The organism is Agrobacterium cavarae, from assembly GCF_004310285.1.
GTDB classification, from domain to species: Bacteria; Pseudomonadota; Alphaproteobacteria; order Rhizobiales; family Rhizobiaceae; genus Agrobacterium; species Agrobacterium cavarae.
Map to the genome: position 1 here is coordinate 245,373 of NZ_SISF01000032.1, position 26,643 is coordinate 272,015.

A 26,643-nucleotide genomic window follows, 5' to 3' on the forward strand; every position below is an offset into this window, starting at 1 on the left:
AATTGCAGTTGAGAACTGCTCTAAAAGATAAAACTTGACGAACGCAATCATAAAATCTTAAAGCGCCAAAAGTTTTATTGGAGAGCTATTTCAATGCGCATTACAGGCAGATCCGCAGTTCTTGCAATAGGCCTTCTGGTTTCGACCGTATGGCCGGCTTTTGCTGAAAAAGTGACCGTCAAAGACGTCACCGGACGCGATGTCGAGGTCAATGTGCCGGTCAAGCACGTCATTCTGGGCGAAGGCCGCCAAATCTATTTTCTCGCCGCTTTGGACAAGAACAACCCCTTCGAACACGTCGTCGGTTGGCGCGACGATCTGCCGAAGGCCGATCCGGAAACCTATGAGGCCTATCTGGCGAAGTATCCGGATATCGCCAAGCTGCCAAAGTTCGGCGGCATGAAGGACGGTACCTTCGATATCGAACAGGCGGTTGCGCTGAAGCCCGACGTCATCCTGATGAACATCGATGCCAAGACGGCAACGGAAGAAGCCGGCTACATCGAGAAGCTTGGCAAGGTCGGCATTCCGCTGGTCTATGTCGACTTCCGCGAAAAGCCGATGGAAAACACCGAGCCGAGCATGCGCCTTATGGGCAAGCTGATGGGCAAGGAAGCGGTCGCAGAAGACTTCATCAAGTTCCGCTCCGACAGCATCAAGCGCGTCACCGACGTTCTTGAGAAGGAAAACCCGAAGAAGCCCGTCGTCTTCGTCGAGCGCGCCGGCGGATATTCGGACGATTGCTGCATGTCCTTCGGCAATGAGAATTTCGGCAAGATGGTCGAGATCGCCGGCGGCATCAACATGGCCAAGGGCATCATTCCCGGCACCTTCGGCACGGTCAATCCCGAGCAGATCATTGCCTCCAATCCCGACCAAATCATCATCACCGGGGGCAAGTGGGACGCGTATGTTCCCGGCGGCAATTGGGTCGGCGTTGGTTACGGTGCGGATCTGAAGGAGGCCCGCCGCAAGCTGGAAGCGCTGACGAAGCGCCCGGGCTTTACCGGCGTCAAGGCGGTCGAGAACGGCAATGTTCACGCCATCTGGCACCAGTTCTACAACAACCCCTATCAGTTCGTCGCGATCCAGGAGATTGCCAAGTGGCTGCATCCCGATCTCTTCAAGGACCTCGATCCTGAGGCGACCTTCAAGGAACTGCATGAGCGTTTCCTGCCGCTCGAATACAAGCCCGGCTACTTCGTGTCTCTGAAAAACGACACGTAAAACAGAGAAGGTGATGGCCAGAACAAGGTCAGAAATGAACGAAGCGAGGCGGCCTCTCTCCGCCTCGCCATGCTGTTTTTAAAAGAGGGTCATCCCATGATTTTCAAAACGCTTGGCACCATTGCAACCATCCTTTTTGCGACGCTCTCCTCTCCGGCCTTGTCGGCGCAAATCGTCGATGCGGCCGGTCGTACCGTCGAGATGGATCTGCCTGCAAAGCGGGTGATCCTCGGCGAAGCCCGGCAGGTTCACGTCGTCGCCGCCCTCAAGGGGGACAAAACGTTTGACACGATCGTCGGCTGGCGGGACGATCTCATCAAGAAGGACCCGGATAGCTACGCGGCCTATGTCGAGCGCTTTCCGCAGATCAAGGATCTGCCCCGCTTCGGCTATCTGCCGCAAGGCGAGTTCAGCCTGGAAGCCGCAATCGCGCTGTCCCCGGATGTGATCACGCTTAACCTGGAGGCCGAGCAGAGCGCAAAGGAAAGCGGCTTCGAAGAGAAGGCCGCCGCTGCCGGCATCAAGGTCGTCTATCTCGATTTCCGGCTCGACCCGGATAAGAACACCGAACGTTCGATCCGCGCCCTTGGACAAATTTTCGGTGCCGAGCAGCGCGCAGATAAATTCATGGCCTATCGCCGCCAGCAGATTGCGCTGGTGACCGATAAGCTGGCGACCGTGAAGGATCTGAAACGTCCTGGTGTCTTCATAGAGCGCGCCCCGGGTATCTCCGGTGAAAACACCTGCTGCCGCACCTTTGGTCCGGTCAATTTCGGCGCGATGGTTGAGGAGGCCGGTGGCCACAATATTGCTTCTGACGTGATCAAGACCACCTTCGGCGATCTCAATCCGGAGCAACTCGTCGTCTCCGATCCAGCCCACATCATCGTTACGGGTTCCAACTGGGCAGCGGAATCCGATATCAACCAGTTCGTGCCTGTTGGCCGCGGCGCTGATATGACACTGGCGCGGGAGCGTCTCGCCAAGCTGATGACCCGCACGCCGTTTCCTGAACTGACGGCAGTCAAGCAAGGCAATGTCCACGCCGTCTGGCACCAGTTCTATGGCGCCCCTTACGAGTTCTTCCCCATCCAGCAATTTGCCAAGTGGTTTCATCCCGATCTCTTTGCCGATCTCGATCCGGAGAAGAATTTCGCGGACTTCCACAAGCAATTCTTACCCGTCAGCTACAAGCCCGGCTACTTCGTTTCTCTCGAAAAAGGCGTGAACTAAAATGGCTTCCGTCACCCAAACGCCCATGGAGACGACCGGAGGGCATCAATACCGCGCCCTTGCCGGCCGCCGCATACTGATCCTCGTCGGTCTTCTTCTAGCTTTGTGCCTCAGCATTGCGACGGACATGGCGCTGGGGCCGGCGCGTTACACGCTTTCAGACGTGGTAAGCGCTATCTTCGATCCGGCGGCGGTTGCCAACCAGCTTCGCGTGGTTATCTGGGACATTCGCATGCCGATTGCCTTGATGGCGGTCACCGTCGGCGCCTCTCTTTCTGTCGCGGGCGCGCAGATGCAGACCATCCTCTCGAACCCTCTGGCCAGCCCCTTCACGCTTGGCATCTCGGCAGCGGCAAGCTTTGGCGCTGCTTTGGCGCTTGTCGGCGGCATTGCGATCTTCCCAGGCGCGGTGGAGTATATGGTACCGATCAACGCCTTCCTGATGGCGATGCTGGCCGCGCTCTTCATTCACTTTGCATCAACCATGCGCGGCGTCAGCGTCGAAACCATCGTGCTTCTCGGCATCGCGCTGGTCTTCACCTTCAATGCGGCCCTTTCGCTTCTGGAATATCTAGCCTCCGAACAGGCATTAGCAGCGGTCGTCTTCTGGACCATGGGCAGCCTCACCAAGGCGACATGGGCGAAGGTCTATGTCACCGCCGCCATTCTCGTGCTGACCGTGCCGCTCTTCATGAAGAACGCCTGGGCTTTGACGGCGCTCCGCCTTGGCGATGACAAGGCTGCTAGCATGGGCGTCAACGTCCGTCGCCTGCGCCTCCAGACCATGCTGACCGTCAGCCTGCTGGCCGCCATTCCGGTGTCCTTCGTCGGCACGATCGGCTTCGTTGGTCTCGTCGGCCCGCATATTGCCCGCATGGTGGTGGGAGAGGATCAGCGCTTCTTCCTGCCCGGCTCGGTCATCTGCGGCGCGCTTCTTCTCTCTGTCACCTCCGTCGTCAGCAAGATGCTGATCCCCGGCGCCGTTCTGCCAATCGGGGTGATCACGGCTCTCGTTGGTGTGCCCTTCTTCTTCATCCTGATCTTTTCCAACAGGAGACGCGCATGGTAGCCTTGGCTCTACAGGATGTCGGCGCGAAATACGGACGCACGACCGTTCTTTCCAATGTCACTATGGATATGCTCCGCGCAGGGAGCGTCACGGCTGTCATCGGCCCGAACGCAGCCGGAAAATCCACGCTCTTCAAGCGCATTGCCAGCCTGATTTCCGGCCCCGGCGTGGTGACGCTATCGCAAACGGAGCAAGGGCCGAAGACCATCTGCTATATGCCCCAGGACACTGGTGCCAATGCGGTGCTCACGGTTTACGAATCCATCCTGCTTTCTGCCAAGCAGGGAAGCGGCTGGAAAGTTCGAGACGACGAGCTTGCGGAGATCGACGCGATCCTGAAGGCGCTCAACATCGACAACCTGTCCTTCCGCGGGCTGGGCGAACTGTCCGGCGGCCAGCGTCAGCTCGTGTCGCTTGCCCAGGCACTGGTCCGCAAGCCGGAAGTGCTGTTGATGGATGAACCGACCTCAGCGCTCGATCTTCATCGGCAAGTGGAAGTGCTGGACTTCATCTCAGGCCTCGCCCGTCGCGAGGGCATGATCGTGTTGATTGCGCTTCACGATCTGAACCATGCGCTACGCTACTGCGAAAATACCCTCGTGATTGCCGGGGGCCAGATGGTGGTGAGCGGCGCGACCGAAGATGTCATCACGCCTGCCATGCTGCGCGATATTTATCGGGTGGATGCGCGCATTGAAACATGCTCGAGGGGACAGCCCTTCGTTCTGGTGGACGGCACGGCCTAACGCTATCGCCATCTGAGACGGCTCTGGAAGGCTAATCCGATCACGCGGCGCTAAAATTATGGGGTTGCGGTGCGCGCTGCTGGCCTCCACCCACTTTGCAAAACCATCGTTCTAAGATAGGACGATTCCATGGAACATTCTTCTTCCATATCTATTCATGAGAGCATATTTTTATGGAAACTGTCGCTTCGATAAAATATTTGAACGAGGCATCGCGCACAGCAAGCCGGTCGGGCCAGATGGAGCTCAACTGCCATGCATGAGTGTCTTTCAACACCTCCAATCACCCCGCTGCCGGCATGCGAAGACCGTGAATGGGCGCGTCGCGCCATCGGCATTCTCCAGGGTGACGGTCGCCGCTCGGCAGATACTCATCTTGTCAAACCTGTTTTCAACGGCATGCGCGGCATATCGATTTATCTGAAAGACGAGTCGACGCACCCGACCGGCAGCCTCAAGCATCGCCTTGCCCGCTCATTGTTCCTCTATGGCATCTGCAACGGAAAGATCCGCCAGGGAACGACGCTGGTAGAAGCCTCGTCCGGCTCCACCGCGGTCAGCGAGGCCTATTTCGCGCATCTGCTCGACCTGCCCTTTATCGCCGTCATGCCACACTCCACCAGCCGCCAGAAGGTGGAGGCCATCGAGCGCTTCGGCGGTCGCTGCCATTTCGTCGATAGTCCTGCCGAAGTCTATACCGTTGCGGAGAAGCTGGCTGCGGAAGCGCAGGGCCATTATCTCGACCAGTTTACCTATGCCGAACGTGCAACGGATTGGCGTGGCAACAACAACATCGCCGAATCCATCTTCGACCAGATGCAGAGCGAAGAGCATCCGGAGCCTTCATGGGTAGTGATGAATGCCGGCACCGGAGGCACCTCTGCCACGATCGGACGCTACATCCGCTATCGCAATCTTCCCACCCGACTGTGCGTGGTGGACGTGGAGCACTCGGCCTTTTACCAATCCTATATGTCGGGAGACCGCAACGTCACCTGCTCGACACCGTCACGCATCGAGGGCGTGGGCCGCCCGCGCGTCGAGCCCTCCTTCATTCCCGGCGTCATCGATCACATGATCAAAATCCCGGACGCAGCATCGATCGCCGCCATGCATGTCCTGTCAGAGCGCCTCTTCCGGCGCGTCGGCGGCTCCACCGGCACCAATTTCTTCGGTGTGTGCTGGATTGCGGCAGCGATGATGAAGGAAGGACGGGAGGGTTCGCTCGTATCGCTGATATGCGACAGTGGTGACCGATACGCCGCAACGTACTACAATCAGGAGTGGCTCGCTCATAACAGGATCGATATAAATCCCTACAGAGCCATGATAGAAGCCTTTATCGATAGTGGCGACTTCAGGAGTTTCGATGCCACTGGACTACCTTGATGCGCGCCAGCTCGAAGCGTTTGTTGCGGTCATGTCGATTGGCAGCATGACGGGGGCTGCCCAGGCGCTTCGCAAGTCCCAGCCGGTGGTCACAAGACTGATCCAGGACCTCGAGAGCGAACTTGGTTTCCCCGTGCTGCATCGGAATGGGCCACGCATTGCGCCTACAGAAGAAGGCAGTGCGTTGTTTGTTCAAGCGGAGCTGTTTTTGAGCGGGCTGAAGACGATCAGCGAGACCGCTTACGACATTGCCAATGATCAGGCCGGCACCGTGCGGCTGGCTGCCGTTCCTGCACTGGCGGCCGGTATCGCACCACTTGCTCTTGCCGATCTTCCAGACCGCGGGTTCCCGCTGGACATCCATCTGTCGAGCACGACGTCGGAAAATGTCGTCCAAGCCATTGTCGCGCGCACCGCAGAGGTCGGCATCGCGAGCCTGCCTTTTGACAATCCGGGTGTCGACATCCACTGGATCGGCGAGGTTTCCTATGTTGCCGTTATCGCCAGCGACGATCCTCTGGCAAAGCGGCACGTGATCACAGCCTCGGACTTTAGGGAACGCCGCCTGTTGACCTCTGCCAACCCTTACCGATTGCGCAGACGGATCGATCAGGCGTTGAACCATCACGACGTCGAACCGGTTGGCATTATCGACAGCAATACGAGTTACGTCTCGCTGGCGCTCGCCAGAAGCGGCCTCGGTATCGGTATCGTCGAGTCCGTAACACTGACGGGCCTGCCGATCGAAGGACTGACTGTCCGGCCGCTCGATTTCCATGTTCCATTTTACTGGGGCGTCATCACCGCCACGGGCGTGCCGCTCTCGACGCCGGCGCAAAGTCTGATTGTCGCAATCGAACGTCGGTCTGAGGCATTACCGACCTTCCGCAAGCATGACGTCATGCCGAGCCTTGATTGAGGCGGGAGCGGTTTAGTCGCCAGCCTATCCCATCGTCTCGGCATTTTTACGAAGCGCCACATACTCCCAGATCGCAACGAGCAGCAGAATCGCTGCACTGGCAATCTGCAGACCATAAAGCGGCACGTCTGGGACGAAGAGGAGTGCCACCAGCACCCCGACACCGACGAAGTGCGACACTGGCCTTACATGGGATGACGCAACCTTAACGCCGATATTGCCGAGCAAAAACAGGATCGGCCCGCCCATGATCGCAAGCGACTCTCTGAGCGTAGCCGGATCATGGCTATTTGAAAGACTGAAGTCCTCTCCGACAGCCGTCAGGATGATCCCCGCGACGATGGGCAGATGGCCGTAGTTGAAAAGGTTCTGCACGATTTTTTCCGGCTCGGCCGTCTCCTCGGCTTTTTCCGAGGCTTGCTCCTGCCCATGGTGAAAATATATCCACCACATGATAACGGTGCTGAGGAAGGCCGCACAGAACACCACGAAAGTCAGGCCGGAATTCATATATTCCGTCGCCGTCTTGCCTGTCGTGAGGATCGTTTCACCAAGGCAGATGATGACGAACAGCGCGCATCGCTCCGCAAGGTGCTCGCCCGAAAGAAGAATCTGCTCATCGTCATGGGCGCCTATGCCAGGAACATAGTACCGCACGAGCGGCCCGATATATTCGATGGCGATCGCGACCGTCCACAGGGTCAAGCGATAGGTCAAGCTATCGGTCAGCCCGCCGGCAATCCAGAAAAAGCTGGAAACCACCAGCCAGACGGTGATCCTGCCGAAAGTCTTGGAGTTGCCGTGGTCGACACCGTGGAAAACATAGAGACCGAAGAGCGAGCGGGAGAGCTGCATCACTGTATAGATCGAGGCAAAGATGATCCCCTGGCTCTCGAACGCCTTGGGCAAAGCGATGGCGAGCAACACCCCGGCAAACATGAGGCCGAACAGGAACATCCTGACAGGCCCTTTATCGGTGTTCAGCAGATTGGTGAGCCATGTGATGTGCACCCACAGCCACCACAGCGCAAGAATGAGGATGGCGGCCTCGTAAAGTGCTGTCGCGCCAAAATCTTCCGTCAAAGTGTAGGAAAGCTGGATAAGCGCGAAAACGAAAACGAGATCGAAGAATAGTTCTGGAAACGTGGCCTTTTGCGACTCGTCATCGTCAGGCCTGATCCACCCGCTTCCCCTGCTATCCGTCATATATTTCCCCAAGTGGATGCAAGGCCATTCCCTCGCATGAAGCGTGTCGCGATCTTTCAGATCCACTCATACGCTTCAGGTCCTTGTTTTATCGCATGCCAATATCACAAAACCGCTGCACACTTGTGTGTAACATGGTTTGGCAGCGAGTACCCTATCGCGACGCCGTCGAAAGGGAAGTGTTCATCAGGGCTGCTTCCCTCATCAAAGCGTCTTTGCGCCCCGCCAACTCCACCTCATTGGAGTTGTCGGGATAAAAGCGTGGCCCGATGAGACGCACGCGCTTTCCGGACACGTCGACGATGTAGGTAGCAGCGCTCTCAGCTCGAGGAGCGACCTCCGCTTTTGGAGCAACGTCCGTTTTAGCAGCCACGGCAGTTTTCGCTCGCTTTGCCAGTTTTGGCTTCTTCACAACAGCACTGTTCGATGAGACTTTCTTGGTCGGCGCGATGCTGCTGACTTCGTAGGTTTGCGCCAGAACGGCAGTCGTCGTTGACAATAGGAAGAGCGCTGCGGCGCCTGCTGCGAACCGTTTCATCGGGGTCTCCAGAACTGTATAGCTTTGCAGCAACAACAGCGGACCTGGAATTTTGGTTCCACTACTCTAAGGTCACTCAAAGTCTTTTGTGCGAAACCGTACTATCCCGCTGGTAAGACTGCATGAACTTGCATAAACAACAGGATAGGCATAGGTCGTTTTCAACTGCGCATTGCGACATGCCGGGCAACTGTGCCGATTGAGATGTGGGGACGTCATTGGTCAAACTCTCTCCTTTTGTCAGGCGAACCCTGGTCATGCTGGGGCTCGGAATAGCCCTGTTGATCGGAATGGTCGGGGCATCACTGTGGCTCGTTGAAAAGAACGATAACTATTCCCGTGAGACCGCAGATCTCCGCCGAATCCGCTCGGCAATTTTGGACGTACTCACCACCCTTCAGGACGCGGAGACCGGTCAGCGCGGTTATCTGTTGACGCGCAGGGAAGATTATCTCGCTCCATATCGGGAAGCCTTGCAGACGCTGGCGGAAAAGCGTGAGCGGCTTGTGGCCAGCGTTCAGAACAAGCCGATCTATACTGGAAAGCTCCCTGTTCTTCAGACCGCCATCGATGCCAAGATCGCCGAAATCGGTCGCACGATTGATCTCGTGAATGCGGGACGGATCGATGAGGCGATCGATATCGTGCGCGCCGATACTGGCCTCATCTATATGCAGGAAATCCGCAACACGCTGGATGAGTTTCAGGATGTGACGGATGATCGGCTTCGCGTCATTGTCAACGATCAGTTGCAAGCAGCGGACAATCTTCGCTGGGTTACGATCGGCGGCGCTATCGCTATCATCGCGGTTGTGGGTGGCGCTCTTTTTCTGATCGCGAAATATGTCGGCGAACTGATGCGCTCTCGCGAGGAGGTCGATTCGCTCAATCGTGGCCTAGAAGAACGCGTTAACGAGCGCACTCGTGACTTGATACGCGCCAATCAGGAAATACAGCGCTTCGCCTATATCGTGACGCACGACCTGCGTGCGCCGCTCGTCAACATTATGGGCTTTCTGTCTGAGTTCGAAGCCTCGCTGAAACCTATCGAAAGCTATGTGCTGGCCGATGGTGCCACGCTCTCGGAAAACGAGATCAGAGACGCGCGGTTGGCTGTTAAGGAAGACCTGCCGGAAGCAATCGGTTTCATTCGCTCGTCCACCCGCAAGATGGACCAACTGATCAATGCCATCCTGAAGATTTCCCGCGATGGCCGCCGCAAGTTGCAGGCGGAGAAGGTCGATCTGAAAGAGCTTTTGGCGGTAGCGGCCGCAAGCGTTCAGCACCAGGTCTCTGCAGTGGACGGCGAGATCGACGTCAACGTGCAGCCCTTCACCGTCATCAGCGACCGGATCTCTCTCGATCAGATCCTTGGCAATCTTTTCGACAACGCCGTCAAGTATCAGATGAAAGGTCGTCCACTGCGCATTTCAGCGCGCATCATGCCGCAGGGACGTGGTATCGTGCGGCTCGACATTACCGATAATGGACGTGGTATTGCAGAAGACGACCTGGAGCGGATCTTTGAACTCTTCAGGCGCGCGGGCGATCAAGATCAGCAGGGCGAAGGTATTGGACTCGCACATGTGCGTTCGCTAATAAGAAATTTAGGCGGGGACATTACCGTCGCCTCGGAACTTGGCAAGGGAAGTACATTCCATCTGACCTTGCCAACTGATCTGCGGAAAATCACACGAGGTAACGACATATGAAAATCACCGGCCAGGAAGTCACGATCGTCATGATCGAAGACGATGAAGGGCATGCGCGCCTCATCGAGAAGAACGTGCGACGCGCGGGCGTCAACAACGAGATCGTGCCCTTCACGCTTGGCAACAAGGCGCTGGACTACATTCTCGGACCGAACCGCGATGGCCTTGTCAGCAAGGACCGCTACATTCTCGTTCTTCTCGACCTTAATCTTCCCGATATGTCTGGAATCAGGATATTGGAGCAGATCAAGAGCAACGAGCATACCAAGCGTCTGCCTGTGGTCGTATTGACGACCACGGACGACGAGACTGAAATCCAGAAGTGCTACGATCTCGGTGCAAACGTCTATATTACCAAGCCGGTCGATTACGAAGGCTTTGCAACCGCGATCAGAAACCTCGGCCTCTTCTTCTCGGTGATACAGGTTCCATAAAGGCGTAAACGCGGTGCATATACTTTATGTCGATGATGATCCCACTGTCGCGCGGCTCGCTACACGCGTGCTGGGTCGGCACGGCGTTCAGGTCGACCATGCACCGTCCGTCGTCCTTGGGCTTGAGAAATTCAATGCCGGGACATTCGACGCCGTGGTGCTGGACCATTATTTTGTCACCGGCACCGGCCTGCAATTCCTCAATGCCATCGGCGACCGCAGCCGCGATACGCCCGTTCTTTATGTCACCGGCGCAAGCGAGGCACAGATCGCCATCGACGCATTGAAGGCGGGTGCTGCCGACTACGTCATTAAGACGGTCGCCGACGATTTCTTCCCACTGCTCTTGACCTCCATCGAACAGGTCTGCGCCAATTTCCAGCTTCGCAAGGAGAAGGAAGAGGCGGAGCGTCTTCTCGTGCGTGCCAAGGAACGCGCCGAGCTGATGGCAAAAGAGATGAACCATCGCATCGCCAACAGCCTTTCGCTGGTCTCGGCAATGATCCGCATGCAGATGATCGCTGCCTCCAGCGAAGAGGCTCGCACCGTTCTATCGGAAACCCAGAACCGAATTTCAGCCATCGCCGGCGTCCATCGCAGTCTTTATACCGCCGACAATATGGGTGTGGTGGAACTTGACGCCTATCTCTCTTCCATCATCAATGAGCTGGCGAAATCCGGGCCGGACAATGAGCGCATTCGCATCAAGACGGACATGGAGACGATCAGCGCGGCACCCGACCAGGCGGTGGCACTCGGCGTGATCGTGACCGAACTTACGACGAACTCGTTGAAATACGCCTACCCCACCAGTGATGGCGATATTCGCATCTCGCTCAAGATCCGCGAGGGCAAGCTGCAACTAACCGTCGAAGATGACGGTGTGGGGATGGGAAGCAAGCCGAAGCCGCAAGGCACCGGGCTTGGCACAAAGCTCATCTCTGCCATGGCCCAGAGCCTGAAGGCGACGGTCGAGCAGAGCAGCGTTCAGGCACATTCGGGAACACGCATCTGCGTGGAATGGGAAGCGCCGCCTGCCTGATACGGCGACGCTCTTTTCACTTAGTAAGTACCCGGCAAACCAGCAACGATCTGCGGCGCAGGCGCACCAGCCATCACCTGTGACGGCGGAGCAAGCGAAGTTACAACGATCGGGGTGCCGTCAGGCACACGATTGTAGAGGTCGACAATATCCTGGTTCATCAGGCGGACGCAGCCGGACGACACGGATTTGCCGATCGTCCACCATTCCGGCGAACCATGCAGTCGGTAGATCGTATCGCGGCCGTCCTTGAAGATGTAAAGCGCACGTGCTCCCAACGGGTTCATCAGACCCGGAGCCATGCCCCCGTTTGCGGAGCTGTAAGGCGCAAGTTCCGGCTGGCGCGCGATCATCTCATCGGGCGGCGTCCAGCGCGGCCACTGGCGCTTATACTGGATGACACCCCTGCCCGCCCACTCGAATCCTGCACGCCCCAGGCCCACACCGTAACGCATCGCCTGGTTGTTTTCATAGGTGAGATAGAGGAAGTGGTTCGCCGTATCGACGACGATGGTTCCGGGCCTTTCGCCAGTCGGGTTCTCGACCATCTGGCGGTAAAATTGCGGATCGATTTTCTGGTACGGGATCGCCGGCAGCGGGAACTGCTCATCCGGCTTCGGTCCGTAGACCTCAGCATAATAAGGATCGACTCTGGGGCGTGTTTCCACTGCCTCGCGCGGCGTGGTGGTGCATCCTGCCAGTGCCGTCAGGGCCAGTCCGCCGGTGCCGAACAGAAAGCTTCGGCGTGTCGTTTCATGCTTATTCAATCCAAATCCTCATCAACTGGAGCGCCGTGCGTCCTATTGGACGGCCAAAAGACGCTCCACCTTCTTAACTCTATGCATCGTGCCTGCCGAAATCGGTTACGATGTTCAGGCCGATGCCATCGTCATCGTGCTCCGGAAAACGGGTCGGCGAGCGCTGCTTCCGGGCGGCTTATCGGATACTTCGTCCCGGAAACACGACCCGCCATGTCCTTTGCACCGCTGTTCTTCAAAATAGCGCGGAAGCTTGGATGCATCCCGCCATCGACATAAGCGTTCATGACGCTTGAAGTTCCACCGGCCATGGCAACATCGAGCTTCTGCTTCTCGACGTCGAGCCGCGAGGCCACTTGCGGGTCAAGTTGATTGACAGCGGGTGGGCAGGCTGCCAGCGGATCGGCCGGCTCTCCACCGGCAAATTCTGCGTTGAACACGTAGCGGCGACCGCAGACAGAGACCTTTGGCTGACGGCGGGTGACTTCGAAATAGTCGTAGCCATCCTTCAGCGTCCGCCAGAAGGGGAAGTTCGGATCATTCTTGTAAGCCGCCAAATTCTTCGCCGTCATGCGGAACGGGTAGGCCTGAACCTGGAAGCGATCCTGGCCGCCCTTCAAGGCACGCTCGACGATCGCATAGATCTCGCCAATCTGCGCATCCGTCATGGCGTAGCAGCCAGACGAAGAACAGGCGCCATGCACCATCAGCGCTTCACCCGTATAGCCGAGCGCCGATTCAAGCCGGTTCGGATAGCCGAGGTTGAAAGAGACATAATATTGCGAGTTCGGGTTCAGCATGCTGGAGGAGACATGGTAGAAACCTTCAGGCGCCTGTCGATCCCCGCTCTTGGTTTTGGGACCAAGCTTGCCGGACCACCGGCACATCGGATAGGCCTTGAACAAGGCGTAGTTACCGCTCTTGTCAACCTTCCAGACTTCCAGCTCGCTTTCCTGCTTGAAAATCCGCACGAGCACGGGGCTTTCCGGCTTCATGCCCTTGGCAGACATGGCGGCAGCAACCTTGGAGGATAATTTAGGCGGCTCTTTCGACGCGCTGTCGAACCCCATGGACGTACAGGCAGCAAGCGACGCACACAGCCCGACGACAGCTGCGGCGCGCGCCGATGCGATCATGATGTCTCGAAGCTTCGTGGCTACGAAACCCGATTTTGCCGAAGTGCTCATGGAACGTCTTGCCCGTCTCTTTGTCGCGTGACTAACTAAAGAAGGTGACCACATGACGGCAATCACCCGAATGGACAAAGAGTCGTGAATTTCCGTTACGAGTCCGTTAATCATAGACACACAACGACGTGAGCGCGACAAATGGCAGTCCCGCTATCGCAAAAGTCCCTGACCGCCGTCGATCCAGACCGGCGTGCCGGTGATATGACGCGACTTGTCGCTCGCCAGAAACACCACGAGATCGGCGACGTCCTCGCTGAGACCCGCCTCCCCGCCCGTGATCGGAATATCGCCCTCCGGCCATTCGACCGGGATTTCCGTTTCATGGGAGCTACGGATATCGGTGTTGTCGTCGATCTTCGTCTCGATTGCGCCTGGACAGATCGCGTTGACGCGGATTTTGTACTGGCCAAGCTCAAGCGCCAATTGCTGCGCCATCGCAAGCTGCCCGGCCTTGGTGGCTGAGTAGGCAGTGGCGCCCGGCGACGTGAAGGTGCGTGTGCCGTTGATGGATGAGATTATGACAACCGATCCGCCACCGGCGGCCTTCAGATACGGCACCGTCTTATGGAGGGTCATGTAGGTGCCTCGAAGATTGACGGTCATGGTCTTGTCCCACTCTTCCGGTTTCAGATCATCGATCGGCGCCCAGACGCCGTTGATGCCGGCATTCGCCACCACAACGTCCAACCGTCCATACTTTTCAGTAAGCCGGGTGACGGCCTGATCCATTGCAGCCTCATCCGCGACGTCGGCAACCAGCGTCAGAGCCTCGCCGCCATCCTTCTCGATATCGGCAACGAGCTTTTCGAGTTCATCGGCAGTGTGCCCGAGCGCACCGATGGCATATCCATCCTTGGCAAGAGCGAGGGCGGAAGCGCGGCCGATGCCAGATCCCGCGCCGGTGACGAGTGCAACTTTTTCCTGCGCCATAGGCGGTCTCCTATTGATGGCCGTAGCGTTTGGCCAGAACGAGTGGCTTATCCACTAAACTGGATAAAATACGGGTTGTTCCCGGCGCCTGCGCGCGTCACCATGCCGGGATGAACAAGGATTTCTTCGATAGGGATGCGGTGGTCGTTGCCAAGGCAATGATCGGGATGGAGTTTCGCTTTCACAACACGGGCGGCATCATCGTTGAGACAGAGGCCTATCGACCTGACGACCCCGCCTCGCACAGCTTCAACGGGCCAACGCTGCGCAATCGTGTCATGTTTGGTGCGCCAGGACACCTCTACGTCTACCGCTCCTACGGAATTCATTGGTGCGCGAACATCGTGTGCACCTCTGGCTCGGCGGTCTTGATCCGCGCGCTTGAACCTCAAACGGGAGTGGACCTGATGAAGATGAGACGCGGAAGTGATGTGTTGCGGAACCTATGCTCCGGTCCGGGCAAGCTCTGCCAGGCGCTTGCGATCACCGGCGACGCCGATGGAATGTCTGTGTTTGAGCAACCGGTCCTGCTCCGTCCAAGTGAGACCGATCCAGAAATCGTCACAGGACCGCGCATTGGCATTACAAAGGCGGTAGATTTGCCGTGGCGTTTCGGCGCCAAAGGCTCACCCCATCTCAGCAAACCGTTCAGCTCTCTAACCTAAACCACCATCGGTGGCTCATCGTTCTCATCCGGGTTGGGATTGGGCGCCTCGTCCGGCAGGCGGTCAGGCTCTGGCTCCTGGATTGGAGGGACTTCAGGCTGCGGCGGGATTGGCGGCGTCGTGGCATCTGGCTCTGTCGGAACAATACCCATCGCGTCTCATCTCCAAATGTGTGCGGGCAGCCGGTCCCCAGAAATCGCCTTCCGGTCCACTGTGTTCGCCGGATCGGTCCATTCTTGCGACCACGCTGCCCGCTCTCCTGACATGACGTTGTAACGTCCAAGTCCGTGGAAGGGTTGCCCGCTTTTTTCGAACTCAAACAAATCCAAGTGAGCTGCGCGCGATCTCGCGCTGATCGCCATAATCACGCGTATGGGCGTCATGGCCATATTCGTGCGCTGCATTGGTCAACTGCAACTCGGGAACCTGAAGCAAGGCATCGGCATAGGTGCCGGTCTCCTCGTCATTCTCAACAATCGTGTGAATTGGCTTCAAAAAATCGAACATGGCTTCCTCCCATTCGAAGTTTCAACCTAACGCATCAGCCGACGCTACGTTCCTCCTCATAGCGGCAAACCATGTCCGTTAGGTACCAACTTTACTACACTTTAATTTGACGAATCGTTATGACGCAGACGCGCATTGTAGCGATCGCGACTTGAAGCCAGCTCCATCTTATGCCTTCTATCAGCACGCTCGCGGTTCCGGCTTATCGGGATGACGAGACCGCAAGATCAAGTTACCGATTTGCGCGCCCTGCGTTAGACGCCGCGGCGATTGCCCCACAGCAAAACGTGAAGTTGAGGCAACACGCGCGCCTCGAACCAGCGCTCCGATGCGACCTTTTCCACCAGCCACAACATGCGATCCATAATGCCGTCGACATCGACGCGCGCATCATCGTCATCGGGTGGTGGCGGGGTGTGATTGCCGGGCTGAAGATAGACCGGAAGGGCGGGAAAGCGCGAAGCGGCTTCGCGCGCATAGGCAAAATCGGCGTCATCGAAAACGACGACCTTCAGCGCAAGCTGAGGTCCTGTCCCGGCAGCCTCCAGACAGTTCTCGAAGGCCTGCCAGTCCGTCTCCATGCCGCTGGAGGGTGGCTTGGGGCTGAGCACGAGATAATCCAGATCGGCAAACCAGTCCCTGCAGATGCTTCCTTGCGTCTCGAGCGCAAAGCGATATCCCTCGCGCTTACCTTTCTGGATCAGCGGTCCTAGCGGCTGGATCGCAGGATTGCCGCCGGACAATGAAACGGTGATCGGCTTGTCGCCAGACAGCCTGACGACTTCCGCCCAGATCGCCTCGACGGAGAGCGGCTTCCAGTCATCCCGATAGTCGCTATCCACCGCATGCAACGTATCGCACCAGGAACAGCGATAATCGCAGCCGCCGGTGCGAACGAAGACAGTCGGTAGACCGATCAGCAGCCCCTCGCCCTGGATGGTCGGACCGAAGATTTCGCTGATCCGGATCGGCAGGTCACGCGGCGCATCAACAGCCGCACTCATCGCGCAGCCGCCGGCCGGTACTCTGCCCATGTCTTGGCGGTCTCGCTGACGCGCACTGCACTCGTCTCGGGAAGCCGATCCTTGCACCACTCGTAGAAATGCTGCGCCAGCCGTTCCGCGGTCACCATGTCATGGCCGAGAACGTCGTTCAGATGCCGGTGGTCGAAGCAGTCGTCGATATAGCGCTTCAGCGGCGCCAGCTCGTGGTAGTCGCGAACGAAGCCGTGCTCGTTCAAAGCCTCACCGGAAAGCTCCACCTCGACGATGTAATTGTGGCCATGCAGCCGCGCACATTGATGATCGGCGGGCAGGCCGTTGAGTTGATGCGAGGCGGAGAAGTGAAATTCCTTGGTGATGCGAAACATCAACGCACCTCCCGCGCCGCATAGGCACTGGTAGCCGCCGCCCAAAAATCCGGGTCTTCGTAATCTGTGGGGTCAGCCACGCCAGCCAGATGAAAGGCCTCGCGCCGCTCGACGCAGGTGCCACATCGCCCACAATGGCGCTCGCCGCCCTTGTAGCAAGACCAGGTTTCGCCAAAGGGCGTGTCGTGCTTTGCCCCATCGGTCACGATATCCGCCTTGGAGACCATGACGTAAGGTGCGTAAAGCTCCACCTCGGCATAGCCCTCCAGCGCATGGGCCTGCATGGTGTTGAAGCTATCGATAAAGCCTGGGCGGCAATCCGGATAGATGAAGTGATCGCCGCCATGAACGGCAATCGCCACCGCATCCGCCTGCTGCGCAGCCGCCAGACCAAAGGCAATGGTGAGCATGATGGCATTGCGGTTCGGCACCACGGTGGAGCGCATGGTCTCCTCTGCATAGTGCCCATCCGGCACCTCGACATCGTCCGTCAAAGCCGAGCCGGTGAGATGAGCGCCGATGGTGCGAATGTCGATGATGTGATGCGGCACACCAAGGCGGGCGGCACAGGCACCCGCATAGTCCAGTTCTTTTCTGTGGCGCTGACCATAATCGAACGACAGCAGAGCAAGCAGTTCGTGTTCCGCTGCAATTCTGTGCGCAAGCGAAACGGAGTCCAATCCGCCGGAGCAGATGACGATCGTTTTCATAATTTGAGATCCCTTGTTTTGACCGGGTGGGCTGCGACCGGATTACCGCTGGGCTTCTAGAGCAAAGGGCGAGGCTTGTGAAGACGTAAAAAGCCTAGTGACTCGCTCCAAGGGTGGACAACAAAATAACATGATATTTTTAGTCATATTTAATTGCCGATGCGTCATTTCCGTTCTATGAGAGCCCAACTCAGCGAATAGTCGGATACTACCCATGTGGAGCAAGCCTGCTTCTCAGTCTCAGATCAACGCAGCAATGGAAGCCTACTACGACGACCTTTGCTGCGCTATGCGCAAGCGAGGACACACGCCTCTCGGTTCGCAGGATATAGTTCACGATATTTATGTGCGGCTGATGGGGAAACCGCGACTGCCGGAAAACCAGTCGGCGGTAAAAGCATTCCTCATTCGCGCCTGCATCAATCTGGGCATAGACCACTTCAGAAGGGCAAACTTCGAAAAGCGGCTGTTCGCTGGTAACTCCGAAGAGGCTGCAACTGTAGCGGACGCTTGCCAGAGCGCTGAAGACACCGCGGACATAGGCCTGAGGCTCGTCATTCTGGAACAGGCAATCATGGAGTTGTCTTTGCAGCGTCGCCGGGTGTTTCTCGCAAGTGCAGTCGGAGGACTGACATCGACTGAGATCTCGAAGAAGAGCGGACTCACGAAGAATATGGTCGATCGCCATTTGCGAAAGGCTTATTTGCACTGCCTCCAACGACTGGAGCCGACACTTTGACGGATCTCGCAGATCTTACGGGCAACGCCGAAGAGGAGGCAATTGATTGGCTTCTGAAATTGCGAGACCGTCCCAACGATGAAGAGTTGAAAAAGGATTTCGACGCCTGGTTAGCCAAAGACCAGAGCAATGCGAAAGCCTATGAGCGTGTGCGTTGTCTCGTAGGCGATGCGAAGCGGCTCTCGGCGGCGCAAAGCGACTTTGGATTTCCTCTTCCGTCCAAGCCACCTTCGAAGACGGTTCTCCCCTCCATCATAGTCATGACTGGGATAGCTGCGGGCTTGTATCTTTACATGTCGGATGCGCTGATAACCTTACGGGCCGATCACGTCACGGACATTGCTCAGCGAGCATCCTTCAGAGCCCCTGACGGTTCCAATCTCGTGCTGAACGCTGACTCAGCGATAGCGTTTCAGTTTTCGCAGCACGAACGGCGTGTCATTTTGATGCGCGGCGAAATGCTTGTCGACGTTACGCCAGACCCGACAAGGCCCTTCGTCGTCGAGGCCGACGGTGCGACCGTGACAGCTTTGGGCACAGCCTTCGACGTCAACATGCTGGAGAGCGAAACAAGGGTTGCTGTCATCAGACACAGTGTCGCTGTGCGCCTTAACGATGAGCATCAGGTGAAAGTCGTCAAGGAGAACGAGGGCGTTAATTTTGCCTCAGCCTCCGGAATTAGCGAGACCTTTCCTGTCGACTCAAAGTCCGTCACTGAATGGGAAAGCGGCAGGTTGGTATTCGACGAGCAGCCTCTTCCGGACGTTATCGAGACCGTCGGTAGGTACTTGCCGGGAAAGATCCTGATCGCAAACCGCGAACTGCGTAGCAAAATGGTCTCTGGGACCCTCGATATGAGCGATCCTGACAAGGCTCTTCAGTCTTTCGCCAAAGCGTTTGATATCAAGCTATTGAAGCTCACGCCCTACCTCACGATCCTGCGCTGATATCGCCAGCGAAAAATCTTAAAAAGATGTCCCAAATACTCATGTTCATTCGTACCGGGGATGAAAACATCCAATATCCGGAGACTCCCCATGGACCGTGGACACCTGAATATTCGACCGGGACGTCGAAGCTATATCTTGCCGACGTTGCTTATTGGTTTTGCGCTTGGGAGTGGGTGCAATGCCTTTGCAGAGCCAGCGAAGCTGGATGCGTTTGACATTCCAGCAGGTTCTCTTAGCTCGGCGATCAACCGCCTAGGCTCTCAATCGGGGCTGCAAATTCTTTTCGATTCTTCGATTACGACAGGCAAGACGAGCCCGGAGATCAAAGGGCAGATGGACGTGAGTCATGCGCTTGAAGCGCTATTGTCGGGCAAGGGATTGGCCTATCGATATATCTCTGTGGATACTATCAAGATCGAGCCGGCATCGGAGCCAGTCCAGCCTCCACCATTAGACGGAGCTACCACACTTAAGACAATTGTGATCAGAGGGCGGGAGTTCAACGAAAGTGCGCTGGGCAATGCCGCATTTGACTCAGCCGATATCGAACGTTCCCAAGCTAGTACGCTTCCGCAATTGTTGCAAAGGACACCTGGGGTGGCGACCGCAGGCGGCGTAAGACTACAAGGACAGACAACGGTGATACGCGGGTTTGCGAGACCATCAGATACCAGGGTGTTGCTGGACGGTGCTCCAAAAAATTTCGAACTTTACGATCAGGGTTCCATCTTCATAGAGCCGGAAATCCTGAAGAGCGTCGAACTTCAGAAGGGTGCAACATCGGTTCGCTACGGAAATGGCGGCTTCGGCGGCACCATCCTGATGGAAACGAAGACAGCAAAGGACATGCTGAAGCCCGGCCAAAGCTTTGGAGGATGGACGAAAGGAAGCTATCACACCGCCAATAATCAGCGAACAGGGAGTGTCATGGTCTATGGGCAATCAGATTTCGACACGCCAGTAACCTATGACGGGCTGATGTCTGGAACCTGGCGCAAGAGCGGCAATATGCGCGTGGGCGGTGGAGAGGTTTACGACGCATCAAATGACCGGCTCACAACATTCACCGCCAATGGCGGCGCTGCTTACGAAGGTCACGAAATCCGCGCTTCCCTCACCTACGGACGCTCCGATGATTGGGGGCCAGTGGCAGCCGTTCGTGGCGATCTTGCCGTGAGTCAGTCCAGTATCGATCGGTACGGAAGGCAACAGGCACGACTGCGTGCGTTGGCTGCTCGCGATTTAGACGACTTTTCGGCCACGCTCAAATACCGCTATGACGGCGAAAGCGACCTCGTGAATTTCAAAGCAATGGCAAGCTTTTCTTCCACGAGCCTCCATCGCACGCGGCCCATCATCCCGGGATTTACACCCAGCGCCTCGCTTGGCGGCCAAGAGAATGACGCCCAATACTCCGACATCAAGTTTGAGGCAGAGAACACGTCCAGGCTTGAAATACTGAATGCTCCGCACGTCTTGAACTATGGCATCCAGATCGGCATGCATGATCGTGACGCGTGGATGTACGACGTCGCGAACAGCAGCAATCCAAGCTACAACTACGGCTACTATGCGTCCTGGATCGTGCCTGAAGGCGAACAGACATCGATCTCAGCCTTCATTCGTGATGAAGTCGAAGTCACGGATGGCTTCTTCATCACTCCGGGACTTCGCTTCGACCACGTGAGAATGGAAGGCAAACCGAATGCCGCTACGAGATACAACAACCCCTTGGCGGGACATGATTACTCGGCGGTTTCCTACAATGGCTTCACCCCAGCCCTGAGCGGCCGTTGGGAAGCGACGCCTTCCACAACGCTTTTTCTCGACTGGGCTTACGCGATGCGAACTCCCATTATCGATGAACTCTATTCGTCGCAAAGCATCGCAACGAAAGCATCTGCAACATCAAGAGATCTTCTTCCGGAACGCAATAACTCCTTCAATGTGGGTGTGTCGCAGGAGTTTTACGATGTGTGGAGTTCAGGGGATACTCTCACTGCCTCGGTATCCGGTTTTTACAATCACGTTACCGATCCCGTCACCAGGCGATTTGGTAGTGCCAATCTGGCAAATGTGACAGGTCCTGTGCCCTTCTATTGGAACACGCCATCCTATCGTATCTACGGCGTTGAAGTGAAAGCGAATTATGAATCGGACACCGTGTTCGGTAGCCTCGGTCTTTCCATCATGAATGGCTCCCGCAAGGGCGCGATCAACGACATTTACGGCGGCAAAACTTATCCCGGCGATATGGCTCCGCTCACTGTGAACGCTTCGCTAGGTTATCGAATTCCAGACTCCGAACTGTCACTGCGCTGGACCGGCCAGTTCGTCGCCGAACAGAAGCACACACCTTACTATCAAGGTACCGGGTACTTTTACGCGAGGCCTGAAAGTGGAGGCTATGCCGTCCACGGACTTCTCCTGGAATGGACACCGAAGGAAGGGTTTATGGCAGGAACGGAAGTCAGAGCAGGCGTCGAAAACATCTTTGATAAGTTTTACAGCCCTTATCTCGCCGATGGCGTATCGGCGATGGCGGGCAGAAACTTCACGCTTTCGGTCAGCCGAAAGTTCTAAATGCACACCAAGGGACGAGGCGTGCATCCCCAGTTGGCATGCGACCCACCATTACCGTTCATCCAGCCAGCATGTCTGCCAAATTCACGCAGGCTCGTCCCACCCGCCGATCTGCGAATAGATGGCGTTTCGTAGGCCTCGCACGTCGCGGTTCAGTGCCGCGAGCGCTTCTGGCGTCTGGGTCGACGCCGCCAGCAGCGTATCGCTCAGGCACCCCGCCTTGTGCTGCAGCGCCCTGCCCGCATCGGTCAATGCGATAACGACCTGGCGTTCATTGCTGGCGTTTCGCGTTCTTTGTAGCAGGCCCGACGCTTCCAGACGTTTGAGAAGCGGAGTGAGAGTGCTGGATTCAAGCGCCAGCGAGGCCGCGATGGCACCGACAGTCTGCTCGTCTTTGCTCCATAGAACGTTGAGCACGAGGTACTGGGGATATGTCACCCCCAGCTCATCGAGAAGCGGCTTGTAGGCGCGCTGGATCGCGATGCCTGCACTGTAGATCGCGTAGCACAGCTGGTCGCTAAGAGGCGGGGGATCATTCCTTTTGGTGGCCATGTCGAACTCCTTTCCCTTTATATACAGGGCGTTACGACAAAGACCAATATCGCGATAAATAATATCTTGACGATCCCGAAAATCCATGTGAGTTTATTGTTATCGCAATAATAGTTATTGCAAAATTTAAGGAGATTACGATGAAGACCTTGACCTCGATCACAGCTATCGCCGCCGCCTTTGTAACCACAGCATCTGCCCATGCCGCAGACGTCATTCCTGAGAACCAGATCGTCAGGAATGTTGTTCTGGTTCATGGCGCCTTCGCCGATGGCGCCGGCTGGAAAGGCGTCTATGAAAACCTGACAAAGCGCGGCTACCGCGTCAGCATTGTCCAGAATCCATTGACCTCACTGGAAGACGACGTTGCCGCAACCAAGCGGGTGCTGGACCGACAGGATGGTCCGACAATCCTGGTCGGGCACTCCTGGGGAGGCACGGTCATCACTGAGGCCGGCATCGATCCCAAAGTGGCGGGCCTGGTCTATGTCTCGGCCCTCTCGCCAGACGCTGGCGAAACCACGGCCCAACAGTATGAGGGCTTTGCACCGGCAACGGAATTCGTCTTGGACATCACCAAGGACGGGTACGGTTATGTCAACCGCGATAAGTTCAAGGCGGGGTTTGCTCATGATGTGAGCGATCAGGATGTCGCATTCATGCGCGACTCTCAGGTGCCGATCAACATGTCTGCATTTGCCACAAAGTTGAAGAACGCCGCGTGGCACAGCAAGCCCAGCTGGGCTGTGATCGCCACAGAAGACAAGGCTTTCGATCAGGCGATGCTGATCCATATGGCCGAGCGCATCAAGGCGAAGATTACGAAGGTTTCGGCGAGCCATGCGCTGTTCATGACCCAGCCGGAGGTCGTGTCCGGCACGATCGACAAGGCGGCGAAAACTGTCTCCACCAAGCAGAAGTGACGTAAAATGAAACTGCCACCGGGGCGCAGCCGCGACCCCGGTGGCAGTCAGTTCCTCGCAATACCGTGTCAGCGACACGGGCACTTCAGTGCCGCCGATGTTATCGTAGCAGAGACTGCGCTTCTTCGATGCCGAGCGCTGCAGGCTGGCTGCAGGTAGTTGTCAGCTCGATGAAGCGGCCTTCTTCGCCGGATTTCAGGATCGAGGTCATAACGTCGATGCCGTGAAGCGAGCGCTCCAATGAGCAACGGGCGTCCCGGCCTTCGATCAGAGCCATCACCATATCGGCGAGGCCGGCGGTACGGTAATTGGCGCGCGGGCCGTTCGGGCTCTCCTGGTTGGAAATACCGAAGGGATGCGCCCAGTCTTCGAGGGGTTTGATGTCCTTGTCGCGGCCGCTGGCCTCGACCACGCCGCCAAAGAAGTTGGGGTCGGGCACGTAGATGGAGCCCTCGGTGCCGTAAAGCTCCATATTGGCATGACGGTGCGACCAGACATCCCAGCTGGCAGACAGCGTAATCGTCGCGCCATTGACGAATTCCAGCAGCGCATGGATGTTCGTGGGCGTCTCGACCGGAATGACCTGGCCGTTAAGCGGCTGGCTCGTTACGGTGCGGGTCGGGTTTGCCATGGAGGTCAAGGCGCCGACGCGCTTCACCGGACCGATGAGGTTGATCAGGTTGGCGATATAGTAGGGGCCGAGATCGAGGATCGGACCGCCACCCTTCAGGAAGAAAAAGCCGGGATTGGGGTGCCACATCTCCATACCGGGGCTCATCACATGGCATGTGCCCGAGGTGATGCGGCCGACGCCGCCTTCGTCAATGTGCTTGCGAGCCAACTGGTGCGCGCCGCCAAGGAAGGTGTCCGGTGCGCAACCGACGGCGAGGTTCTTTTCCTTCGCAATGCGGCGCAGTTCCTCACCCTCTTCCAGGCTGAGCACAAGCGGCTTTTCCGAGTAAACGTGCTTTCCGGCTTCCAAGATCGCCTTGGAGACTTCGAAATGCGCTGCCGGAATGGTGAGGTTGACGACGACGTCGATCTCGTCATTCGCCAGTAGTTCCTCAATGGACTGCGCCTTGACGCCGAACTCTTCCGCACGCAGTTCCGCGGCGCTTCTGTTCAAGTCCGCGCAGGCAAGCACCTTCAGCCCTTTAAAGAGCGGAGACAGCGAAAAATAGGTTGTTGAAATATTGCCGCATCCGATGATGCCGACGCCAAGTTCCTTGGCCATGATGGGTGACTCCAAAGTGGTCTTGATGATGGTATCCGGCCAACCGAGTGTGAGATTCGTTGGCCGGACACGCGTGAAAATAGAGCGGTGATTGCGGCGAACTGGCGCTCACCGCAATGGTGTCAGTAGGTCTTGAAGGATTCGATGGAGCGTGTGATCAGGCGATCAGCATCGCTTGGATTGTCATGCTCGACCACATAGTACTTCACGGCTGTGTTCTTCAGGGCCGCGACAAGACCCTTCCAGTCGACGGTGCCGTGCCCGACATCCGACCAGCCGTCTTCATTCTTGTTTTCACCGGCCGGCGCGATGTCCTTGACGTGGACTGCGGTGACGCGCTTGCCATAGCTTTCGATCCAGGCAAAAGGATCGGCATTGCCACGGATAATCCAGGCGATATCGGCTTCCCACTCCAGATCAGGGCCGCCCGCAAGGATCTGCTCCTGTGGCGTGGAGCCGTCTTCCAAGGTCGCGAACTCGAAGTCGTGGTTGTGCCAGCCGAAAGAAATGCCGGCATCGCGATAGGGCTTGCCTGCTTCCTGAAGTCGCTTGCCGAGGGCAAACCAGCCCGCTGCGTCGCTGGGGCGCTGATCAGGCATGAGATAGGGGCAATAGATCGCCTCGATACCAAGCGTCTTGGCGACCTTCAGCGACTGCTCGCGATCATTTTCCAGCATGTCGAGGCCGAAATGGCCCGTCGGCATGGTGAGACCATTAGCGTCGAGATCGGCGCGGAGGCCCTTGAGCGCTGCCTCATCCATATTGGCATAGATCCCGCCAAAACCTTCGACATGGGAATAGCCTGCTGCCGACAGCTTCTTGAGGATATCGGAAAGCGGCGGGAAATTGCGCGCGCTGTAAAGTTGAAAGCCGAGTTTGGTCATATGTCTCTCCTGACATTTGGCTCGAATGGTGAAGATGAGAGGGTCAGATGCGGTCTTCCGTGCCCGCATCGAATAGGGATGCCATGGTCATGTCAAAACCGAGCTTGACCCTGGTTCCGGGCGCAAAACGTCTATGGCCGCCAACGCGCACCGATATCGTATGGCCTGCATGTTTCAGCCAGATGAGGTTATCGGCACCCATCGGCTCTTCGATGTCGACCACGGCCTCATGCACCTCGCCGCTGATGATATCGGCGTCCACACGAATATGTTCGGGGCGAACGCCGAGAACCGCAGGTTTGCCGGCCGTCAGCGGTGCCACGGCCTGATAACCGTCGAGGCTGAAGCTCACGCCATTGGTCACGAAGACGACCTTGCCGTCTTTTTCCGCCAATTCACCCCGCATGAAGTTCATCGACGGCGAGCCGATGAAGCCTGCGACGAAGAGGTTCTTCGGACGGTTATAGATCGAGACCGGATCATCCAGCTGCTGGATGACGCCGGCTTTCATGATGGCAATACGGTCGGCCAAGGTTAGGGCTTCGATCTGGTCGTGCGTCACATAGATCATCGTGTTCTTCAGCGCCTGGTGCAGGCGCTTGATTTCCACACGCAGTTCGGAGCGGAGCTTGGCATCGAGGTTCGACAGCGGTTCGTCGAAGAGGAACACATCCACGTCGCGCACCAGTGCACGGCCGATCGCCACACGCTGGCGCTGGCCGCCGGAAAGTTCGGCAGGCTTGCGCTTCAAAAGAGGCTCGATCTGCAAAATGCCCGCGGCTCTTTTGACCCGACGATCGATCTCGTCCTTCGGCACTTTCGCGACCTGCAAGCCGAAGGACAGGTTCTTCTCCACCGTCATCTGCGGATAGAGCGCATAGGATTGGAAGACCATGCCGATGCCACGATCCTTCGGCTCTTCCCAGGTGACGTTGCGATCCTTGATGAAGATCTGGCCTTCGGTCGGCTCCAGAAGTCCGGCGATGCAATTGAGCAGAGTGGACTTGCCGCAGCCTGACGAGCCAAGAAGAACGAGAAACTCGCCATCATAGATATCGAGATTGAGCGTGGACAGCACGTTGACCGCGCCGAACGACAGAGACAAATCCCGAATGGAAACGCTTTTATTCATGA

The 26,643-nt window shown here is 57.1% G+C and carries 28 protein-coding genes; 14 read left to right on the forward strand and 14 right to left on the reverse strand.

Going from position 1 to position 26,643, the window contains the following annotated elements; translation table 11 throughout:
* Positions 1-93: 93 nt before the first annotated feature.
* The 6 genes from EYC79_RS17110 to EYC79_RS17135 all read left to right on the forward strand — a co-directional run bounded on the left by EYC79_RS17110 (position 94) and on the right by EYC79_RS17135 (position 6,583).
* Positions 94-1,227 carry an ABC transporter substrate-binding protein gene (locus EYC79_RS17110; protein ID WP_130978735.1) on the forward strand — a complete coding sequence of 378 codons (1,134 nt, stop codon included), beginning with the start codon at positions 94-96 and terminating at the stop codon, positions 1,225-1,227.
* Positions 1,228-1,323: 96 nt separating this feature from the next.
* A complete protein-coding gene (locus tag EYC79_RS17115) occupies positions 1,324-2,460 on the forward strand; it encodes an ABC transporter substrate-binding protein (RefSeq protein WP_130978736.1) in 1,137 nt (378 codons plus the stop codon).
* 1 nt (position 2,461) lies between these two features.
* On the forward strand, positions 2,462-3,529 hold the full coding sequence (locus tag EYC79_RS17120) for a FecCD family ABC transporter permease (protein ID WP_112519580.1): 1,068 nt from the start codon (positions 2,462-2,464) through the stop codon (positions 3,527-3,529).
* Positions 3,523-4,275, forward strand: a complete 753-nt coding sequence (locus EYC79_RS17125; protein WP_113260864.1) for an ABC transporter ATP-binding protein — start codon at positions 3,523-3,525, stop codon at positions 4,273-4,275. Before EYC79_RS17120 ends, EYC79_RS17125 begins: the two co-directional genes overlap by 7 nt.
* 255 nt (positions 4,276-4,530) lie before the next feature.
* Positions 4,531-5,664 carry a PLP-dependent cysteine synthase family protein gene (locus tag EYC79_RS17130; protein WP_111847041.1) on the forward strand — a complete coding sequence of 378 codons (1,134 nt, stop codon included), beginning with the start codon at positions 4,531-4,533 and terminating at the stop codon, positions 5,662-5,664.
* Positions 5,645-6,583, forward strand: coding sequence for a LysR family transcriptional regulator (locus tag EYC79_RS17135; RefSeq protein ID WP_130978737.1), 939 nt, complete (start codon positions 5,645-5,647; stop codon positions 6,581-6,583). The genes EYC79_RS17130 and EYC79_RS17135 overlap by 20 nt, the downstream gene beginning before the upstream one ends.
* A gap of 24 nt (positions 6,584-6,607) precedes the next feature.
* Here EYC79_RS17135 and EYC79_RS17140 read toward each other — a convergent pair whose 3' ends face one another.
* Entirely contained in the window at positions 6,608-7,789 is a 1,182-nt protein-coding gene (locus EYC79_RS17140; RefSeq protein WP_130978738.1) for a low temperature requirement protein A, read from the reverse strand.
* Positions 7,790-7,943: 154 nt separating this feature from the next.
* Positions 7,944-8,327, reverse strand: coding sequence for a hypothetical protein (locus EYC79_RS17145; RefSeq protein WP_112357856.1), 384 nt, complete (start codon positions 8,325-8,327; stop codon positions 7,944-7,946).
* Positions 8,328-8,584: 257 nt separating this feature from the next.
* Between EYC79_RS17145 and EYC79_RS17150 the strand changes: the two genes are divergently transcribed.
* The 3 genes from EYC79_RS17150 to EYC79_RS17160 are packed head-to-tail and all read left to right on the forward strand — an operon-like array spanning position 8,585 to position 11,515.
* Positions 8,585-10,039 (forward strand): sensor histidine kinase, encoded by a 1,455-nt coding sequence (locus tag EYC79_RS17150; RefSeq protein WP_113227512.1) that lies wholly within the window; start codon positions 8,585-8,587, stop codon positions 10,037-10,039.
* Positions 10,036-10,473: a response regulator gene (locus EYC79_RS17155; protein ID WP_062424082.1), complete on the forward strand. Its 438-nt coding sequence runs from the start codon at positions 10,036-10,038 to the stop codon at positions 10,471-10,473. Before EYC79_RS17150 ends, EYC79_RS17155 begins: the two co-directional genes overlap by 4 nt.
* 13 nt (positions 10,474-10,486) lie before the next feature.
* Positions 10,487-11,515, forward strand: coding sequence for a sensor histidine kinase (locus tag EYC79_RS17160; protein ID WP_130978739.1), 1,029 nt, complete (start codon positions 10,487-10,489; stop codon positions 11,513-11,515).
* Between the two features lie 20 nt (positions 11,516-11,535).
* Here the strand turns inward: EYC79_RS17160 and EYC79_RS17165 are convergent, their stop codons facing one another.
* The 3 genes from EYC79_RS17165 to EYC79_RS17175 all read right to left on the reverse strand — a co-directional run bounded on the left by EYC79_RS17165 (position 11,536) and on the right by EYC79_RS17175 (position 14,393).
* The gene (locus tag EYC79_RS17165) at positions 11,536-12,282 is read right to left on the reverse strand and encodes a L,D-transpeptidase (RefSeq protein WP_130978740.1); all 747 of its coding nucleotides are present in this window, start codon (positions 12,280-12,282) and stop codon (positions 11,536-11,538) included.
* Positions 12,283-12,404: 122 nt separating this feature from the next.
* Positions 12,405-13,409, reverse strand: a complete 1,005-nt coding sequence (locus EYC79_RS17170) for a L,D-transpeptidase family protein (protein WP_130978966.1) — start codon at positions 13,407-13,409, stop codon at positions 12,405-12,407.
* Between the two features lie 204 nt (positions 13,410-13,613).
* The gene (locus EYC79_RS17175) at positions 13,614-14,393 is read right to left on the reverse strand and encodes an SDR family oxidoreductase (protein WP_130978741.1); all 780 of its coding nucleotides are present in this window, start codon (positions 14,391-14,393) and stop codon (positions 13,614-13,616) included.
* A gap of 110 nt (positions 14,394-14,503) precedes the next feature.
* Here EYC79_RS17175 and EYC79_RS17180 point away from each other — a divergent pair, with 110 nt between their 5' ends.
* Positions 14,504-15,058, forward strand: a complete 555-nt coding sequence (locus EYC79_RS17180) for a DNA-3-methyladenine glycosylase (protein ID WP_130978742.1) — start codon at positions 14,504-14,506, stop codon at positions 15,056-15,058.
* On the opposite strand, the gene EYC79_RS23515 is transcribed toward EYC79_RS17180, so the two are convergent.
* The 5 genes from EYC79_RS23515 to queC all read right to left on the reverse strand — a co-directional run bounded on the left by EYC79_RS23515 (position 15,055) and on the right by queC (position 17,644).
* A complete protein-coding gene (locus EYC79_RS23515) occupies positions 15,055-15,210 on the reverse strand; it encodes a hypothetical protein (RefSeq protein ID WP_165457065.1) in 156 nt (51 codons plus the stop codon). The genes EYC79_RS17180 and EYC79_RS23515 overlap by 4 nt on opposite strands.
* Positions 15,211-15,373: 163 nt before the next feature.
* Positions 15,374-15,565: a hypothetical protein gene (locus EYC79_RS17185; RefSeq protein WP_062424077.1), complete on the reverse strand. Its 192-nt coding sequence runs from the start codon at positions 15,563-15,565 to the stop codon at positions 15,374-15,376.
* A gap of 254 nt (positions 15,566-15,819) precedes the next feature.
* Entirely contained in the window at positions 15,820-16,569 is a 750-nt protein-coding gene (gene queE / locus EYC79_RS17190; RefSeq protein ID WP_130978743.1) for a 7-carboxy-7-deazaguanine synthase QueE, read from the reverse strand.
* The gene (queD, locus tag EYC79_RS17195; RefSeq protein ID WP_130978744.1) at positions 16,566-16,934 is read right to left on the reverse strand and encodes a 6-carboxytetrahydropterin synthase QueD; all 369 of its coding nucleotides are present in this window, start codon (positions 16,932-16,934) and stop codon (positions 16,566-16,568) included. Before queD ends, queE begins: the two co-directional genes overlap by 4 nt.
* Positions 16,934-17,644 (reverse strand): 7-cyano-7-deazaguanine synthase QueC, encoded by a 711-nt coding sequence (gene queC / locus EYC79_RS17200; protein WP_116492914.1) that lies wholly within the window; start codon positions 17,642-17,644, stop codon positions 16,934-16,936. The genes queD and queC overlap by 1 nt, the downstream gene beginning before the upstream one ends.
* A 214-nt stretch (positions 17,645-17,858) precedes the next feature.
* Here queC and EYC79_RS17205 point away from each other — a divergent pair, with 214 nt between their 5' ends.
* The 3 genes from EYC79_RS17205 to EYC79_RS17215 all read left to right on the forward strand — a co-directional run bounded on the left by EYC79_RS17205 (position 17,859) and on the right by EYC79_RS17215 (position 21,916).
* Entirely contained in the window at positions 17,859-18,383 is a 525-nt protein-coding gene (locus EYC79_RS17205) for an RNA polymerase sigma factor (protein WP_113265365.1), read from the forward strand.
* Entirely contained in the window at positions 18,380-19,330 is a 951-nt protein-coding gene (locus EYC79_RS17210; protein WP_130978745.1) for a FecR family protein, read from the forward strand. Before EYC79_RS17205 ends, EYC79_RS17210 begins: the two co-directional genes overlap by 4 nt.
* Before the next feature lie 90 nt (positions 19,331-19,420).
* A complete protein-coding gene (locus EYC79_RS17215; protein ID WP_130978746.1) occupies positions 19,421-21,916 on the forward strand; it encodes a TonB-dependent receptor in 2,496 nt (831 codons plus the stop codon).
* A gap of 84 nt (positions 21,917-22,000) precedes the next feature.
* Here EYC79_RS17215 and EYC79_RS17220 read toward each other — a convergent pair whose 3' ends face one another.
* Positions 22,001-22,468: a MarR family winged helix-turn-helix transcriptional regulator gene (locus EYC79_RS17220; RefSeq protein WP_111847026.1), complete on the reverse strand. Its 468-nt coding sequence runs from the start codon at positions 22,466-22,468 to the stop codon at positions 22,001-22,003.
* A gap of 140 nt (positions 22,469-22,608) precedes the next feature.
* Between EYC79_RS17220 and EYC79_RS17225 the strand changes: the two genes are divergently transcribed.
* Positions 22,609-23,391, forward strand: a complete 783-nt coding sequence (locus EYC79_RS17225) for an alpha/beta fold hydrolase (protein ID WP_113175922.1) — start codon at positions 22,609-22,611, stop codon at positions 23,389-23,391.
* A gap of 100 nt (positions 23,392-23,491) precedes the next feature.
* Here the strand turns inward: EYC79_RS17225 and EYC79_RS17230 are convergent, their stop codons facing one another.
* The 3 genes from EYC79_RS17230 to EYC79_RS17240 all read right to left on the reverse strand — a co-directional run bounded on the left by EYC79_RS17230 (position 23,492) and on the right by EYC79_RS17240 (position 26,641).
* Positions 23,492-24,625, reverse strand: coding sequence for a Gfo/Idh/MocA family protein (locus EYC79_RS17230; RefSeq protein WP_130978747.1), 1,134 nt, complete (start codon positions 24,623-24,625; stop codon positions 23,492-23,494).
* Positions 24,626-24,747: 122 nt separating this feature from the next.
* Positions 24,748-25,509 (reverse strand): sugar phosphate isomerase/epimerase family protein, encoded by a 762-nt coding sequence (locus tag EYC79_RS17235; protein ID WP_130978748.1) that lies wholly within the window; start codon positions 25,507-25,509, stop codon positions 24,748-24,750.
* Between the two features lie 43 nt (positions 25,510-25,552).
* The gene (locus EYC79_RS17240) at positions 25,553-26,641 is read right to left on the reverse strand and encodes an ABC transporter ATP-binding protein (RefSeq protein ID WP_130978749.1); all 1,089 of its coding nucleotides are present in this window, start codon (positions 26,639-26,641) and stop codon (positions 25,553-25,555) included.
* Between the last annotated feature and the right edge of the window lie 2 nt (positions 26,642-26,643).